Annotated in this window: 14 protein-coding genes; 10 read left to right on the top strand and 4 right to left on the bottom strand. The window is 42.1% G+C overall.

Features of this window, described 5'->3' with window-relative positions; all coding sequences use genetic code 11:
• Nucleotides 1-40 precede the first annotated feature (40 nt).
• A complete protein-coding gene (locus A4G17_RS04540) occupies nt 41-1,585 on the top strand; it encodes a carbon starvation CstA family protein (protein WP_123957250.1) in 1,545 nt (514 codons plus the stop codon).
• Nucleotides 1,586-1,667: 82 nt separating this feature from the next.
• Entirely contained in the window at nt 1,668-2,465 is a 798-nt protein-coding gene (locus tag A4G17_RS04535; RefSeq protein ID WP_123957275.1) for a TatD family hydrolase, read from the top strand.
• 80 nt (nt 2,466-2,545) lie between these two features.
• Here A4G17_RS04535 and A4G17_RS04530 read toward each other — a convergent pair whose 3' ends face one another.
• On the bottom strand, nt 2,546-3,223 hold the full coding sequence (locus A4G17_RS04530) for a phosphoribosyltransferase family protein (protein WP_123957251.1): 678 nt from the start codon (nt 3,221-3,223) through the stop codon (nt 2,546-2,548).
• A 124-nt stretch (nt 3,224-3,347) separates the two neighbouring features.
• Between A4G17_RS04530 and A4G17_RS04525 the strand changes: the two genes are divergently transcribed.
• Together A4G17_RS04525 and A4G17_RS04520 are read left to right on the top strand one after the other, a co-directional pair.
• A complete protein-coding gene (locus A4G17_RS04525; RefSeq protein ID WP_123957252.1) occupies nt 3,348-4,157 on the top strand; it encodes a Cof-type HAD-IIB family hydrolase in 810 nt (269 codons plus the stop codon).
• A gap of 111 nt (nt 4,158-4,268) precedes the next feature.
• Nucleotides 4,269-5,732 carry a surface lipoprotein assembly modifier gene (locus A4G17_RS04520; protein WP_123957253.1) on the top strand — a complete coding sequence of 488 codons (1,464 nt, stop codon included), beginning with the start codon at nt 4,269-4,271 and terminating at the stop codon, nt 5,730-5,732.
• Between the two features lie 11 nt (nt 5,733-5,743).
• On the opposite strand, the gene mobA is transcribed toward A4G17_RS04520, so the two are convergent.
• Nucleotides 5,744-6,844, bottom strand: coding sequence for a molybdenum cofactor guanylyltransferase MobA (gene mobA, locus A4G17_RS04515; RefSeq protein WP_123957254.1), 1,101 nt, complete (start codon nt 6,842-6,844; stop codon nt 5,744-5,746).
• A gap of 80 nt (nt 6,845-6,924) precedes the next feature.
• On the opposite strand from mobA, the gene A4G17_RS04510 reads away from it, so the two are divergent.
• Nucleotides 6,925-7,194: a YihD family protein gene (locus A4G17_RS04510; RefSeq protein ID WP_123957255.1), complete on the top strand. Its 270-nt coding sequence runs from the start codon at nt 6,925-6,927 to the stop codon at nt 7,192-7,194.
• Nucleotides 7,195-7,233: 39 nt separating this feature from the next.
• On the top strand, nt 7,234-7,872 hold the full coding sequence (gene dsbA / locus A4G17_RS04505) for a thiol:disulfide interchange protein DsbA (protein WP_123957256.1): 639 nt from the start codon (nt 7,234-7,236) through the stop codon (nt 7,870-7,872).
• Between the two features lie 74 nt (nt 7,873-7,946).
• Here the strand turns inward: dsbA and A4G17_RS04500 are convergent, their stop codons facing one another.
• Nucleotides 7,947-9,038, bottom strand: a complete 1,092-nt coding sequence (locus A4G17_RS04500; RefSeq protein ID WP_123957257.1) for a porin — start codon at nt 9,036-9,038, stop codon at nt 7,947-7,949.
• Between the two features lie 134 nt (nt 9,039-9,172).
• On the opposite strand from A4G17_RS04500, the gene lpxB reads away from it, so the two are divergent.
• Genes lpxB through cls form a run of 3 tightly spaced genes read left to right on the top strand, consistent with a single transcriptional unit; the run spans nt 9,173 to nt 12,686 of the window.
• Nucleotides 9,173-10,330 carry a lipid-A-disaccharide synthase gene (lpxB, locus tag A4G17_RS04495; RefSeq protein ID WP_418886396.1) on the top strand — a complete coding sequence of 386 codons (1,158 nt, stop codon included), beginning with the start codon at nt 9,173-9,175 and terminating at the stop codon, nt 10,328-10,330.
• A gap of 23 nt (nt 10,331-10,353) precedes the next feature.
• Nucleotides 10,354-11,220 carry an endonuclease/exonuclease/phosphatase family protein gene (locus A4G17_RS04490; RefSeq protein WP_123957259.1) on the top strand — a complete coding sequence of 289 codons (867 nt, stop codon included), beginning with the start codon at nt 10,354-10,356 and terminating at the stop codon, nt 11,218-11,220.
• Nucleotides 11,221-11,228: 8 nt separating this feature from the next.
• Nucleotides 11,229-12,686 (top strand): cardiolipin synthase, encoded by a 1,458-nt coding sequence (gene cls, locus A4G17_RS04485; RefSeq protein ID WP_123957276.1) that lies wholly within the window; start codon nt 11,229-11,231, stop codon nt 12,684-12,686.
• A gap of 35 nt (nt 12,687-12,721) precedes the next feature.
• Here cls and znuA read toward each other — a convergent pair whose 3' ends face one another.
• A complete protein-coding gene (znuA, locus tag A4G17_RS04480; RefSeq protein ID WP_123957260.1) occupies nt 12,722-13,687 on the bottom strand; it encodes a zinc ABC transporter substrate-binding protein ZnuA in 966 nt (321 codons plus the stop codon).
• A 172-nt stretch (nt 13,688-13,859) separates the two neighbouring features.
• Between znuA and ubiD the strand changes: the two genes are divergently transcribed.
• Nucleotides 13,860-15,329: a 4-hydroxy-3-polyprenylbenzoate decarboxylase gene (gene ubiD / locus A4G17_RS04475; RefSeq protein WP_123957261.1), complete on the top strand. Its 1,470-nt coding sequence runs from the start codon at nt 13,860-13,862 to the stop codon at nt 15,327-15,329.
• Nucleotides 15,330-15,344: the final 15 nt, after the last annotated feature.

The following is a 15,344-nucleotide window of genomic DNA, read 5'->3' as shown; positions in this document are numbered from 1 at the left end:
CTCACTAGCAAACGTTTATCTTCAAAATAGGACACTAACAATGTTGTGGTTTTTCTTCTGTATTGCCGTACTCTTAGCAGGTTATTTTGTATACGGTAAAATTATTGAAAAGATCTTCGTGATCAACCCGAAAAAAACAACACCAGCGTACTCAATGACCGATGGTGTGGACTATATGCCAATGTCTAAAAAGAAAATTTGGCTTATTCAATTATTAAACATCGCAGGAACAGGCCCAATTTTTGGTCCGATTCTAGGGGCATTATACGGACCTGTTGCTATGCTTTGGATTGTAATTGGTTGTATTTTCGCAGGTGCAGTACACGACTACTTCTGTGGGATGTTAAGTGTACGTAACGGCGGTGCATCTATGCCTAATTTAGCAGGCAAATATTTAGGTGCCCCAGTTAAAGCCTTCATTAACTTATTAGCAGTTGTATTATTGCTATTAGTTGGCGTAGTGTTTGTGGCAAGCCCAGCCAAGTTATTAAGTAGCTTAACCGTTGAAAACTTGGGCGTAGTAGAAAGTGCAGGGGCTGCTGCAACCGTATTTGGTTTTGATGCTGCAACAGTATTGGTGATCTGGACCACCATCATCTTCGTTTATTACATCATCGCAACCTTGCTACCAATTGATAAAATTATTGGTCGAATTTATCCATTCTTTGGTGCCTTACTGCTATTCATGACATTCGGTATGATCTACGGTTTGGTATCAAGCCATTTAAATTCTTCAGAGCCAATCGAATTCTTCCGCACTGTTGGTGGTTTGGATTTTGATAAGTTCTTCCAAAATTTCCAACCAAAAGGTGATGTACCAATTTGGCCATTGCTCTTCTTAACTATCTCTTGCGGAGCATTATCAGGCTTCCATGCAACACAAACCCCATTAATGGCTCGTTGTGCTCAAAATGAAAAAGAAGGTCGTTTCATTTTCTACGGTGCAATGATTGCAGAAGGCGTGATCGCATTAGTATGGTGTGCGGTGGGTTTAAGTTTCTACCAGGATCCAAACGAATTACAAGCCGCAGTCGCTGCAGGCTCACCGTCTAAAGTAGTATACGATTCAGCGATCTACTTCTTAGGTGCAATTGGTGGAGTGTTTGCGATTTTAGGCGTGGTGATTTTACCAATTACTTCAGGTGATACCGCATTCCGTGCAGCACGTTTAATCATCGCTGAGTTCTTCAAATTTGAACAACGCACATTAGTCAAACGCCTTGTGATTGCTATCCCTCTTTTCGTTCTCGGTTTCATCGTGTCGAAAATCGACTTCAGTATCTTATGGCGTTACTTCAGCTGGGCGAACCAAACCACTGCTATGGTGATGTTGTGGACAGCAGCGGCATATTTATACCGCTACAATAAATTCCACTGGATATGTACGGTACCTGCACTCTTTATCAGTGCCGTATCCTTCACTTACCTGGCTTACAACAAAATCGGTTTCGGTTTAGATTATCAACTTTCTGTCTATATCGGTTTAGGCTTAACGGCTTTCTGCTTAGTACTTTTCTTGACTATGCTGAAACCACTTGGCAAAACCGACCCAGATGCAACGGTTGATGATTCTGCGAAAGCATAATCCATCTCTCATAAAGGGCGTAGCGACTACGCCCTTATCTTTTTACAAGCGGTCACTTTCTCAACATTTTTTGCAAATGCCTATCCGTTTTTTCGATACTCATACTCATCTCGACTATCTCGCAGATGATCTTCAACTCACGATCCCAGAGCTACTTACAAATGCCCAAACTATGGGAGTTGAGCGCATTCTTGTTGTGGCAATATTCGCAAAAAATTTCGAGAAAGTGACCGCTTGTAGTCGCTTAGAACCGAATCATATCGTCTATGGTTTAGGGCTCCATCCACTCTATATTGAACAGCATCAGCAAGCCGATTTAGATTTATTGGAAAAACGCCTAAGTGAACGAGATCCCCATTGCACTGCGATTGCAGAAATCGGACTAGAGCGAGGTGTTGAGTCTGTATCCACGCCAACCTTGTGGCAGAAACAGTGTGAATTTTTGGAAACACAGTTGGCTCTCGCCAAGCGGTATGATCTGCCCGTAAATTTGCATTCTCGCAAAAGCCACGATCAGCTTTCGGTCTTTCTGAAAAAAGCCCAACTTCGCCAAGCGGGCGTAGTGCATGGTTTTGCGGGGAGTTACGATCAAGCCAAACGCTTTGTCGATCTCGGTTATAAAATTGGTGTCGGCGGCACTATCACTTACCAACGAGCCAACAAAACCCGCGAAGCTATTCGCAAATTGCCGTTGGAGATGTTGCTGTTAGAAACGGATAGCCCTGATATGCCTGTTTTTGGTTTTCAAGGCGAACCAAACCGCCCCGAGCGATTAGTCGTGACGTTTAACACCTTATGTGAACTCCGCCGAGAAACGCCTGAGCAGATCGCTGAAACCATCTGGCAAAACAGCGAAAAATTATTTTGGAAAAAGGCTTAACCGAAGATATCGGAATGGACATTTACCCGAATAATCTCTAATCGGCGCTATTCAAATTTTGCTCCTTGATTTTGTGAACATTACGCTCTAGCCAACGTCCAAACCTGAATATCTTTGACCCCTTGCTTGAGTAATGCCAAACAAATAGCATTGATCGTGGAACCTGTGGTGACCACATCATCCACAATCGCAACTCGCTGGTAAGGCTCAATAGGTTCATATTTAAAGGCATGTTGCAGATTTTTGCGGCGTTGGACGGCAGTTAGTTCTTTCTGTGGAATGGTTGCCCGTACCCGTTTTAAACTGTGACAATCCAACGGAATATCGAGCCATTTTGAGAGCGGTTCGGCGATAAGTTCTGCTTGATTGTAGCCCCGCTTCCATTGGCGTTTCCAGAAAAGTGGCACAGGCAAAATGACGTCGGGTAGACATAAATGATGAGTGCGTCTTGCTTGATAAATCGCAAGCAGTAGTAGCCGAGCAAGAGCGAAATCTAAATAATGCTGATGCTGAAATTTGAAGCGATGAATCCACTCCGCAAGCGGTGACTTATAGGCAGAAATTTGCACAATATGGTGCCATTTCGGCTCATTTTGTAGGCAATTTCCACAACTGTGGTCATTTTCTAACAAAGGGGAACCGCAATGTCCACAGTAGTTTGAACGTTCCAATAACTTTACACAACGACAACAGAATCCATGGGAACTAATCGCAAGTGTCTGCTGACAGTGGAAACAGCGAAATCGAGAAAAATTCATAGCTCACGCCTTTTAGAAAACCGTTTTTGCACTCTATCAATTTTTCTGAAATAAATTTTGTCAATTTTTGCGACACAGATCGAAAAAAGAGTAAAATCATTTCCATTGTACTAAAGGAGAAACAATGAAAGCATTAACTCACCCTATAAAAATCGTCTTCTTTGATATTGACGAAACCTTATATTACAAAAAAGAATGCCGCATTCCCGACTCCATTTTTGAGCAGGTTATCCCACAGTTAAAATCCAAAGGCATTATTCCTGCGATTGCGACGGGTAGAGCCTTAGGCGCATTTCCCAAAGCGATTCAGCCATTATTAAATCCACAGGGGTTTGAACTTTTTGTCACCACAAATGGGCAATACAACATCTATCAAGGCGATATTATTAGTCAATACCCACTAACTACTGAGCGGATTGAGAGAGCCTTAGAAAAACTCAAAGCACTGCAAATTGAGTATGGCTTCGTCAGTATTGAGGAAATTGCCGTATCAAAAAACACAGCAGAAGTTGAAAAATCGCTACGTCCAATTAAAGAAGACTATATTGTCGATCCGAATTTTTATCTTGATCACAAAATACTGCAACTACTCGCCTTCTTCCCACAAGAACGAACACAAGAAGTCATTGGTTCTGGTTTATTGGAAGATGATTTCAAAGAAGTCCGTTGGCATAAATATTCTGTTGACTTACTGAAAAAAGAAAATTCTAAAGCTAAAGGGATCAAGGACGTACTGAATTATTTCAATATCCAGATGGAAAACGCGATGGCATTTGGCGATGGCTTAAATGATTTAGAAATGTTAGCAACCGTTGGATACGGCATTGCAATGGGAAATGGCGAGGAAGAACTCAAAGCCGTAGCAGATTATGTCACCTTACCAATTGAACAAGATGGTATTTTAGCGGCACTTAAAAAACTGAAGGTTCTTTGATTATTTCATCAATCAAATGTAAACTATTCTCATCTGGACAAAGCGGGCGTTCTATATACGCCCATTTTTGTGATATCAAAAAATCACTCGTTGTAAAAAGAGAGACAAATAATGAATAAAATATTACTTTCCACTTTCGTGCTGATTTTCTCAGCCAATACTTATGCTGAGCTAACTAAGCAGCAACGTGAGCGAGCCGTAGAACGTTTGGACGACCGTCGCTTACAAAGCGAATATGAAATGAAAGAGCCCGAAAGACCTAAAGTATCTACATCCCAGTCTGCCGCTGCGGCAAAAGAAAACTCAATTTCGATGTCTAAAGAAGAACTCGCAAACCACCCTGATTTAGTTATTCGAGCCTTGATCCCCGCGGTTATGCAACGAAATGCGGATAATGTCGCCTTACTTTTTCCTATTTATCAGCAAATTCCTCCCGCCTTCCACGATCCACTCTTAACAAAATGGGCGGAAGCTATCTTAGCCAAAAAAGCAGAAAACTATAGTCAATCCATTCGTTTATACCGTGAATTAGTTGCTGCTAAACCTGAAATTTTAGAAGCTCGTTTACAACTGGCAATCACTTTATTTGAAAACAGTGAATTAGATGCCGCAGAAGGACAGTTCAAGAAATTACGTTCTGAGCCATATCCTGTTATACAACAAATCAGTGATGATTACCTAAATGCCATTCAGAAACGTGACCATTGGTCATTTAATGGTGGTTTAACTTATCTTAACGATCCAAACATCAATAACGCCCCGAAAGCGGGAACCACGTATGGTAACTGGACACCACCAAAATCAGAATCCGCACAAGGTGTTGGCTTCAATTTCAATATTGGAAAAAAATGGTCTTGGGGAAACGGCTTTTTCAACGAGCTACGTTTGGATACCAATGGAAAATACTACTGGAACAACAAAAAATATAACGAAATGTCATTGCGTAGCAGCTTAGGATTAGGTTACCAAAATGCCAAATCAGTGTTCGTGATTTTACCATTTATGGAACAAACGCTCTACGCAGGTGGATCAAGCACAAACGAAACGTTAAAACGTTTCTCTAAGAATCGCGGTGCAACTGCTGAATTCAATTACTGGTTATCCCCAAAATGGCAACTTAATGCGAACTATGAATACGGAGAACAACGCTATGTAGCCCGTAAACATCTCAATGGCAATTACCACTTTGTATCAACCAGTTTAGTTTACCTTGCCAGTGCCAAACAATACTGGTTTGGTGGCGTAAACTACAATCGTACTTCTACTCGAGATGCCGACGACAGCTTTTTACGCCGTGGGGTTAGTCTAGGCTGGGGGCAAGAATGGGGTAAAGGATTATCGACTCGAATCTCATTGAGTGCGGCTCAGAAAAACTACAAAGGTCCAATGCCGATATTCAATATTACTCAACGAAATAAAGAGTACGGCATCACATCCTCTATTTGGCACCGAGCAATCCATTACTGGGGCATTACCCCTCGTTTAACCTATAGCTTCACCAAAACAAAGAGCAACCACTCGTTCTATACTTACGATAAACACCGTGTCTTTATTGATTTAAGTAAGCAGTTTTAAACGACAAGCGGTCAGTTACGGCAAAAATTTTGCAAATAGCGGGACACAAAATCAGAAATTTGCTCGATATTATTGATATCTAAGCGGTTTTCCCGTTCAAGCGGATAATCGGTCGCCGTTGCGATGGTAAATTCGTCTAATTCAGGTAAAGGCTTATCGAGATCTTGGCGATGCAGTTGGATCTTCGGTAAGCCTTCGTGTTTAAAGCCCTCCACCAAAATCAGATCGACATTTTGATCGCGAAATTGCTCAGTTAAATGCTGAAAATCGGCAAGCTCATCTGTTTCCACCATCATTGCCCAGCGTTGATCGCACACAATCATCGTGGGATTCGCCCCCGCTAAGCGCAGACGGTGGCTGTCTTTGCCCGCTTTATCCACATCAACATGATGATGTGAATGTTTAATCAGCCCCACCTGTACGCCTTTTTGCTTGAGAGCGGGGATCAATTTTTCCAACAATGTGGTTTTACCCGTACCACTGTAGCCCGTTATCGCCAGTAGCGGTTTGCAAAATTTTACCGAAATCTGACCGCTTGCCAGTTGCTCGGCACTATTGAAATTTTGAAAGGCATCGGGCTGTTCGGAGAAATCCACCGCCACACTCTTTTGCGATTGAAAAAACTGCAGCAGACGGCGTTCGCCTTGAGCTAAATAATCCGCCAACGCAGGTGAAATTGAACGGTGAATAAGGGCAAAAGTTGGGTGAGCTTTCTCGCCATCGTGGGCGTAAGCGATTTGAGCATCGTTAATTCGCAAGGCAGTTGCCAGTTTTTGTACTAAATTGGTTGGCACGAAGGGGCTATCGCACGACACAAACAGCAGATAATCACCTTCCAACTGTCGAAAGCCCGACAGCATTCCACTTAACGCCCCTTGAAAGCCATCAAGATCGTCTGAGTAGGTTGGAATATCAGGATATTGAGCGTGATACACATCATGCAAACGGTTGATATTCAACACAATTTTGCAAACCTGTGGAGAAAGTCGCTCAATAATATGGGAAATCATCGGCTTGCCATTAAACCGCTGTAAGCCCTTTTCCACCCCGCCAAAACGGCGAGCTAAACCGCCTGATAAAATCACTGCCGTCACTGAATTTATTTGTGCCATTTTTTTCCCTTGTTTTTGCAAAATGCGAACTAAAAGTATATGATTTCGCCCAGTTTTTTCCAAATTTTTTAGGTAACAAAATGAAATGTAAACGTTTAGACGAAGTCCTTGAACTACTGGGTGAACACTGGCGAAATGAGCCCGATCTGCATCTACTTGATTTATTACATAAAATCGCTGAAGAGGTAGGTGAGCCGAACAATTTAGAGGCGTTGCGTGATGAAGTGCTGATTTATCAGCTCAAAATGCGGGGCAAAGACAAAACAGAAGTGATCCCTGGTTTAAAAAAAGATTACGAAGACGATTTTAAAACCGCTTTACTCAAAGCACGTGGAATTTTACAGGACTAACGTTGTCCAAAAGCAGCATTCATTTATATTGAGGTAACAATGAAAAAATTAGCATTAAAAAGCACGTTTATCGCCCTTTCCGCGCTTTTCGCTGTCAATAGCAGCGTGATCGCAGCAGATTTCAACGAGGGTAAAGAATACAGCCAAATCCGCCAAGTGCCATCGGCACAAAAAGAAGTCGTAGAGTTTTTCTCATTCTACTGCCCGCACTGCTACGATTTTGAGATGAGTTACAAAATCCCTGCGGCGATCAAAGATGGTTTACCACAAGATGCGACATTGGTGCAATATCACGTTAATTTTTTAGGTCGTCAATCAGAAAACTTAACCCGTGCGTGGGCATTAGCGATGGCGTTAGGCGTAGAAGATAAAGTCAAATCCGCGTTGTTTGAAGCCGCCCAGAAAGATGCATTGAAATCCATGGACGATATTCGTGCGATTTTTTTAAACCACGGCGTCACTGCAGAACAATTTGACGGTGGCATCGACAGCTTTGCGGTTAATGGTTTAGTCAATAAACAAAAACAAGGTGTGGAAGAATTTAAAGTGCGTGGCGTCCCTGCATTTTTCGTCAATGGACAATACCAAATCAACGCCGAAGGCTTTTCCGATGTGGGGTCCACCAGTGAATTCGTGAAACGCTATGTGGATGCAGTATTATTCTTAGTGAAGAAGTAACTGCGAAAAAATATAAAAGTGGTCAATTTCTTGACCACTTTTGCAAAAAAGTTGCGGGATCTGACCGCTTGTTATTACCAATAAGCACGTACACCAATAGCAACAACGTTATCACGTGTTTTGCTTGAATTTGCACCACTGATATTCTGCTTAGTGCGGCTTGTTGCAGCTTCAACGAAACCTTTCACATATTTAGGAATAAAGTAATACTCCGTTCCTACCATAAATTGATGCGTTTTATTTTCTTGTTTGCGGCTATTTACCACATTACGTGTATTCATTTTATAGGCGTACATGGTGTAAGCACGCAATTCAGGTATGAATTTGTATTCAAGCACCGTACGGACTTCTTTCTGAACATCTTTATTACCAATAATACCTTTGTTTTTGGTTTCACCGCGTTCTAAATCGAGACCAACGGTCGTTTTACCATAAGTGTAAGCGGTACCAAACGAGTAGGCAGTGTAGTTAAATAAGCTATGATCACGATTAAATGAACGCTCACGGGTCATACCTGTACCAAAACGTGCGTGTTGGTTATCGGCAAATTTATAATCATAAATTACCCCTGCACCCATCACATCTTTACGTTTATTTTTACGGTCGAGACCGTTGCTACTACGCTTGCTGTGATCGCCGTAGAAACCACCAAATTTTAAACCATCAATGACGTTGTAAACATATTGGATAGATTTACGTTCAAAGCCATTAAGTAAGCCATCACTCAAACTTAACGTATTACCTAAATCTGTCTGCTTAACTTCATCAGCAATGGTAAATTGATGACCATACGTCAATTCACCAAAAGTGTAGCTACCGATTCCTGCATACAATTGACGAGTATAAATGTCATCAAAATCGTGTTGTGAAGGTGCCTTACCACGGAAACGCCATTCCACTCGCCCTAATGCATAAAAGTCTTCATCAAATTCTTGTTTGAGTTTAAAACCAAAACGTGTGCCGTTATTCGCAACGGCGTGATTAATATGTTCTTTATGGGTTTCACCATTCGCATGAACTTTTTCTGAGGTGCTTTTCCACACTAAACGAGCGGAACCAGTAAGGTCAATTTTCGTTCCTGTTTCTTTGCTCTCTAATAACGTGTATGCTTGAGAAGATGCCGTTGCTAATGCAAGTGCAGATAAAACAAAAAGGTCTTTTTTCATAATGTTCTCCGGAAAAGAATGTAAAAAATAAGTTATTCTAGTCGAATTATACATCACATTTACTTCAATTGGCGTGTAGAATTACATATCGTTTAAAAATTGAATCAATGGGATCCTGTGGAAAGGAAAAATTAATGACAAATTCTCCTCTAATTGCCATTGTGGCAGGTGAAGTTTCTGGTGATATTTTAGGTGCAGGCCTGATTTCAGCTTTGAAAGTTCACTATCCAAATGCTCGTTTTATCGGCGTAGCGGGGGAGCAGATGCTCCACGCAGGCTGTGAGACACTGTTTGATATGGAAGAACTGGCTGTAATGGGGCTGGCAGAAGTGGTAAAACACTTGCCCCGCTTGCTCAAACGCCGCAAGCAAGTGATCGACACGATGCTTGAGCTAAAACCTGATATTTTCATCGGTATCGATGCTCCTGATTTCAACATCGGTGTAGAAGAAAAGCTCAAAGCCAATGGCATTAAAACCATTCATTATGTTAGCCCATCGGTGTGGGCATGGCGGCAAAATCGGGTACATAAAATTGCCCGTGCAACGGATCTTGTTCTAGCGTTTCTCCCCTTTGAAAAGGCGTTTTACGATAAATTCAACGTACCTTGCCGTTTTGTTGGACATACCATGGCAGATGCGATTCCACTTAAACCAAGCCGTAAAGAAGCCTGCGAGCGACTAAACATAGATGAAAATCAACATTATTTGGCAATGTTAGTGGGGAGTCGTGGTAGCGAAGTAGGCTTTTTGAGTGAGCCGTTCTTACAAACAGCAAAATTACTCAAAGCACAATTTCCTCACTTGCAATTTCTCGTGCCTCTGGTTAATGATAGCCGTATCGCCCAATTTGAAGCTATCAAAGCAGAAGTTGCCCCCGATCTTGAAGTACATATTCTTAAAGGTAATGCTCGCTCAGCCATGATCGCAGCAGAAGCCACTTTACTCGCATCGGGAACCGCAGCATTGGAAGCTATGTTATGTAAGTCCCCAATGGTTGTAGGTTATAAAATGAAACCAACAACCTATTGGCTGGCGAAAAAATTAGTAAAAACTGACTATATTTCTTTGCCAAATTTACTCGCAAACTCACCGCTTGTACCTGAATTAATTCAAGATGAATGCAATCCTGAAAACTTGGCTAAACAACTGAGCGTTTATTTGTCAGATGATCCAGAGCATCGCAAACAGCAAAATGCGTTAAAACAGCGTTTTACTGAACTTCATCAGCAAATCCAGTGCAATGCCGATGCGCAAGCTGCACTGGCTGTTGTTGATATTTTGAATAATTGATAAATGTTCTTAGAGAAAAAGAAATGTCGAAATTAAAAAAAACCATTGTGATTTTGGTGGCAATTTTTCTCGTTTTAGGGGGCTACTTTCTCATTGCATTTACGATGTTTAGCCCACCTAAAACAACATTTTTCTCTACGAATCAGGTCAATTATGCACTAAAAAAGCGGAGTGATATCACTGACTGCTATCATGCAGAACAACAAACGGAAGTGCTTAATCAGTCTGAATTTCAACTATTAGTTTGGAATATTCATAAAGGACAAGATGCTGGCTGGCAAGATACTTTACATACTCTTTCACATAACGCAGACCTCTTGTTGTTACAAGAGATTAGTAGCCAGCAACATCTAGAAAAACTGCTTGAAAAACACTTTCCTTATTTCGTTTATGCCGTAAGCTTTGCTTATCACAATACTTTTTCTGGTGTAGGTACTCTTGCAAAATTTGCACCACAAACTTATTGTGCTAGTGCAACAAAAGAGCCTTGGATAAAACTGCCTAAAGTGGGGGTCGCAACAACTTACCCATTGCTAAATGGAAAATCGCTGCTTGTAGTTAATTTACATTTAGTCAATTTTGAGTGGAATCCTACTAACTACCAACAACAATTAACTGAAGCCTTTAACTTAATAGCAACACACCAAGGTCCAATTATTTTAGCTGGCGACTTCAATACTTGGAACAAACGACGTCTGCGTTTAGTCGAAGAACTCGCAAATAAACATCACTTTAGACCCGTCAGTTTTTCACCAGATGTCCGACTTCACTTTATGAACAATCCATTAGATCATATTTTTGTAAAAGGACTTTCGGTTCTAGATGCAACAACACTTGAAACAGAAAGCTCAGATCATAACCCTCTGTTGATTAAATTGAAATTGGACTAAACATGAATATTACCGTCACACAGATCGCCTCCATTGTTTCTCCACTACTTTTCTGGTTTGCGATTGCGACTGTCACATTACGTTTACTCACTAAAAAGCAATCCAACTCCGCCACAATCTCATGGATTATGTTGATTTATCTGCTACCAATTGTGGGTTTAATTATTTACTTACTGTTTGGTGAAATTACGCTTGGACGTAAGCATGCGGAAAAAGCACAAAAACTAGCCCCTACTTACCAACAGTGGTTTACACAGCTTGAACAACAGCCGCACTTGCTACGCCAAAACATGTCAGGTCGTTATCTGGCTCTCTTTGAACTCTGTCAAAGACAATTACAAATTCCTTGTATCGCAGGAAATGAATTAAAACTATTTTCTTCTCCTGATACCATTATGCGACAAATCATTCGAGACATTCATCAAGCCCAAACAGAAATTCGTATGATTTTTTATATTTGGCACAATGGGGGAATGGTCGATGAAGTTGCTATTGCCTTACAACAGGCTGCACAACGTGGTGTAAAAGTTCAAATCCTATTAGATGCGGTTGGAAGTGCTGATTTTATTGGAAGTGAACATTATCATACGATGCGAAGTCATGGGATTGAAATTGCGGAAGCTCTGAAAGTGAAATTATGGCGAGTTTTTTTAAGCCGAATCGACTTACGTCAACACCGCAAAATTATCGTTATCGACAATCACATTGCTTATACAGGCAGTATGAATATGGTTGATCCTGCCTATTTCAAACAAGATCAAGATGTTGGACAGTGGATTGACGTAATGGTGAGAATTAACGGCCCTGTTTCAACAATACTCGCCGCATTGCACTCTTGGGATTGGCAAATTGAAGAAGAAATTGATGCCCTTCCCTCCCTTCCCGATGAAAAGCTCCTGCCTGTAGAAATGGATAACCAACACGCCGTGCAGATTCTGCCTTCTGGTCCGAATGAAAATAAAGAACTGATGCCAAGAGCCTTAGCAACTGCAATTTACTCTGCCCGTAATAGTATTGTAATTACCACACCTTATTTTGTGCCAAGCCCTGAAATTGCCAGTGCATTAGAAAATGCGGCATTAAGGGGAGTCGAAGTTAGAATCATTGTGCCTGAACGCAATGACTCCACGATGGTCGAGTGGGCAAGTCGCTATTTCTTTGATGAATTACTTGAAACTGGGGTAGAAATTTATCGCTTTGAGCAAGGATTACTACATACTAAAAGTATCGTGATTGACGATCGCTTAGTGCTTATCGGCTCAGTCAATATGGACATTCGCAGTTTTCTACTGAATTTTGAAGTGACAATGATTGTTGATGATAAAGACTTTGCCAAACAAGTGAGCTTGTTGCAACATGACTATATCAAGGCTTCTGTTCAAATTGATGCTGAAAAATGGGCTAAACGTCCGGTCTATCAACGCATTACAGAAAAACTGTTTTACCTTTCTAGCCCACTGCTTTAACGTAAATAGCCCCGATAAACGGGGCTATTTAGCCATTACTTACTTAAACAGTTGCTAAACTCATCTGCTACCGCTTGCAGGAATTGTGTATAAGCATCTTTGCCCATTGCTACTTTTTCGCCAAGCGGGTCAAGCTGACCAACTTTTGTCGCCGTGCCTTTGCTTAAACTCTCGATCACTTTTGGGGTGAATTGCGGTTCTGCAAATAAGCATTGTGCTTTGTGTTTTTGGATATTTTTCTTAATTGAATTTAACGTCTTCGCTCCTGGAGCAATGGTTGGGTTGATAGTAAATGAACCAAGCGACTCCAAACCATAGGCCCGCTCAAAATGTCCATAAGCATCGTGGAAAGTGTAGTAACCTTTGCCTTTTGCGGTGGCAAGTTGTTGGGTAATTTCACCATTCTTCTTCGCTAACGCCGCTTTGAAATCGGCTAAATTGGCTTCAATTTTCGCTTTTTTCTCTGGCATTTGTTGGCTCAAACGCTCCGCAATTTGTGTGGCAATATGTTCACTTGCTGTTGGCGAAAGCCAGATGTGCCAATCTTCATCGTGATGATGGTCGTGCCCTTCATGAGCATGATCGTGATGTTTATGTGCATGTTTGTGCTTATGTTCGTGTTTATGATCTTTGTGATCCTTATGATCATCATCGTGATCATGCTCTTTTGCTGCATCAACGATTTGTTCAATGGCTTCCACATCTTGCAAGGTCAGTACTTTTTCTTTTGGCAACTTATCGATACTTTTCTCTAAAAAGGTTTCCATATCATCACCTACCCAAACTACAAGTTGGGCAGATTTAAGCTGCTCAACATCAGACGGTTTCAAATTATAATCGTGTGGTGATGCACTCATCGGTAACAACACATTGGTTTCGGTTACCCCATCGGTGATGGCATTGGCGATAAAACCAAGCGGTTTCACAGTAGTTAATACATTGGCATTCGCAACTGCCGTTGCCCCTAATAAAGCAAGGCTTAACGCGGTTCTTTTTAACATAGTTCATTCTCCTGTTCGGTAAAGTGGCGAGATTTTAGCAGAACGGCAAGATATTTCTATAATTTTTTTATGGTTATTTAAGTACAAAACAGATTTGCAAAATTTTGCCGAAATCAGACCGCTTGTAAGCGGTCAAATTTGCTATAATTTTTGTAAATGGAAGGATAAAACAATGAAATACAAAAACCTGCGAGATTTTCTTGATTTACTGGAACAAAAAGGCGAGCTAAAACGCATCTGCCACGAAATTGATCCTTATTTAGAAATGACCGAAATCGCTGACCGCACCTTGCGAATGGGTGGACCAGCATTGCTATTTGAGAACCCTAAAGGCTACAAAATGCCAGTGTTGTGCAATTTATTTGGCACGCCAGAACGGGTTGCAATGGGAATGGGACAGCCTGATGTTTCGGCGTTGCGAGAGCTCGGCAAACTGCTGGCGTTCTTAAAAGAGCCTGAACCGCCGAAAGGTTTTAAAGAGCTGATCGGACAAATTCCACAGTGGAAACAGGTGCTGAATATGCCGAGCAAAGTGTTGAGCAAAGCAGATTGTCAGCAAATCGTGCTGTCGGGCGATGAGGTTGATCTCTACCAACTGCCGATTATGCACTGCTGGCAAGGCGATGTCGCACCGCTGATCACTTGGGGACTGACGATTACCCAAGGTCCGTACAAAAAACGGCAAAATTTGGGGATTTACCGGCAACAACTGATCGGCAAAAACAAACTGATTATGCGCTGGCTTTCCCACCGAGGCGGAGCCTTGGATTTCCAAGAGTGGAAAGAAGCTCACCCGAACGAGCCGTTTCCTGTTTCGGTGGCATTGGGAGCCGATCCCGCCACGATTTTAGCGGCAGTAACCCCCATTCCTGACAGCCTTTCCGAATATGCGTTCGCGGGGCTATTACGGGGCAATAAAACCGAAGTGGTAAAATCGCGAAGCAATTCTCTTGAAGTGCCTGCCAGTGCCGAAATTGTGTTAGAAGGCTATATCGACCCGCAAGAAACCGCACTTGAAGGCCCTTATGGCGACCATACGGGCTATTATAATGAACAGGAATATTTCCCCGTGTTCACCGTCACCCACATGACCATGCGAAAAGATGCGATCTATCATTCGACCTACACAGGTCGCCCGCCCGATGAGCCAGCAGTACTCGGTGAAGCGTTGAATGAAGTCTTTATCCCGATTTTGCAAAAACAGTTCCCTGAAATTGTCGACTTTTATCTGCCACCTGAAGGCTGCTCTTATCGCTTAGCGGTAGTGACGATCAAAAAACAGTACGCAGGACACGCCAAACGAGTGATGATGGGGGTATGGTCGTTTTTACGCCAATTTATGTACACCAAATTTGTGATTGTGTGTGATGATGATGTGAATGCTCGCGATTGGAAAGATGTGATCTGGGCAATCACGACCCGCTGCGATCCCGCTCGTGATACCACATTGATCGAAAACACCCCAATCGACTATCTTGACTTCGCCTCCCCAGTCGCAGGGCTTGGATCAAAAATGGGCATTGACGCGACGAACAAATGGGCGGGTGAAACCACGCGAGAATGGGGAACACCGATTGTGAAAAATCCTGACATCGTCAAACGGGTGGACGATATTTGGGAAGAACTCGGTATTTCAAAATAATATCTCGGGCGGCTC

Source organism: Frederiksenia canicola (assembly GCF_011455495.1).
Lineage (GTDB): Bacteria > Pseudomonadota > Gammaproteobacteria > Enterobacterales > Pasteurellaceae > Frederiksenia > Frederiksenia canicola.
The sequence above is the reverse complement of the archived record's forward strand: the minus strand, read 5'-3'. Positions and strand labels throughout refer to the sequence as shown.

Bases quoted from the DNA above. Each gene is read 5' to 3' on its own strand.
- A4G17_RS04520 (WP_123957253.1), top strand. From the start codon at position 4,269: ATGAATAAAATATTACTTTCCACTTTCGTGCTGATTTTCTCAGCCAAT.
- A4G17_RS04500 (WP_123957257.1), bottom strand. From the start codon at position 9,038: ATGAAAAAAGACCTTTTTGTTTTATCTGCACTTGCATTAGCAACGGCA.
- A4G17_RS04525 (WP_123957252.1), top strand. From the start codon at position 3,348: ATGAAAGCATTAACTCACCCTATAAAAATCGTCTTCTTTGATATTGAC.
- dsbA (WP_123957256.1), top strand. From the start codon at position 7,234: ATGAAAAAATTAGCATTAAAAAGCACGTTTATCGCCCTTTCCGCGCTT.
- znuA (WP_123957260.1), bottom strand. From the start codon at position 13,687: ATGTTAAAAAGAACCGCGTTAAGCCTTGCTTTATTAGGGGCAACGGCA.
- A4G17_RS04490 (WP_123957259.1), top strand. From the start codon at position 10,354: ATGTCGAAATTAAAAAAAACCATTGTGATTTTGGTGGCAATTTTTCTC.
- A4G17_RS04510 (WP_123957255.1), top strand. From the start codon at position 6,925: ATGAAATGTAAACGTTTAGACGAAGTCCTTGAACTACTGGGTGAACAC.
- mobA (WP_123957254.1), bottom strand. From the start codon at position 6,844: ATGGCACAAATAAATTCAGTGACGGCAGTGATTTTATCAGGCGGTTTA.
- A4G17_RS04530 (WP_123957251.1), bottom strand. From the start codon at position 3,223: ATGAATTTTTCTCGATTTCGCTGTTTCCACTGTCAGCAGACACTTGCG.
- ubiD (WP_123957261.1), top strand. From the start codon at position 13,860: ATGAAATACAAAAACCTGCGAGATTTTCTTGATTTACTGGAACAAAAA.
- A4G17_RS04540 (WP_123957250.1), top strand. From the start codon at position 41: ATGTTGTGGTTTTTCTTCTGTATTGCCGTACTCTTAGCAGGTTATTTT.
- lpxB (WP_418886396.1), top strand. From the start codon at position 9,173: ATGACAAATTCTCCTCTAATTGCCATTGTGGCAGGTGAAGTTTCTGGT.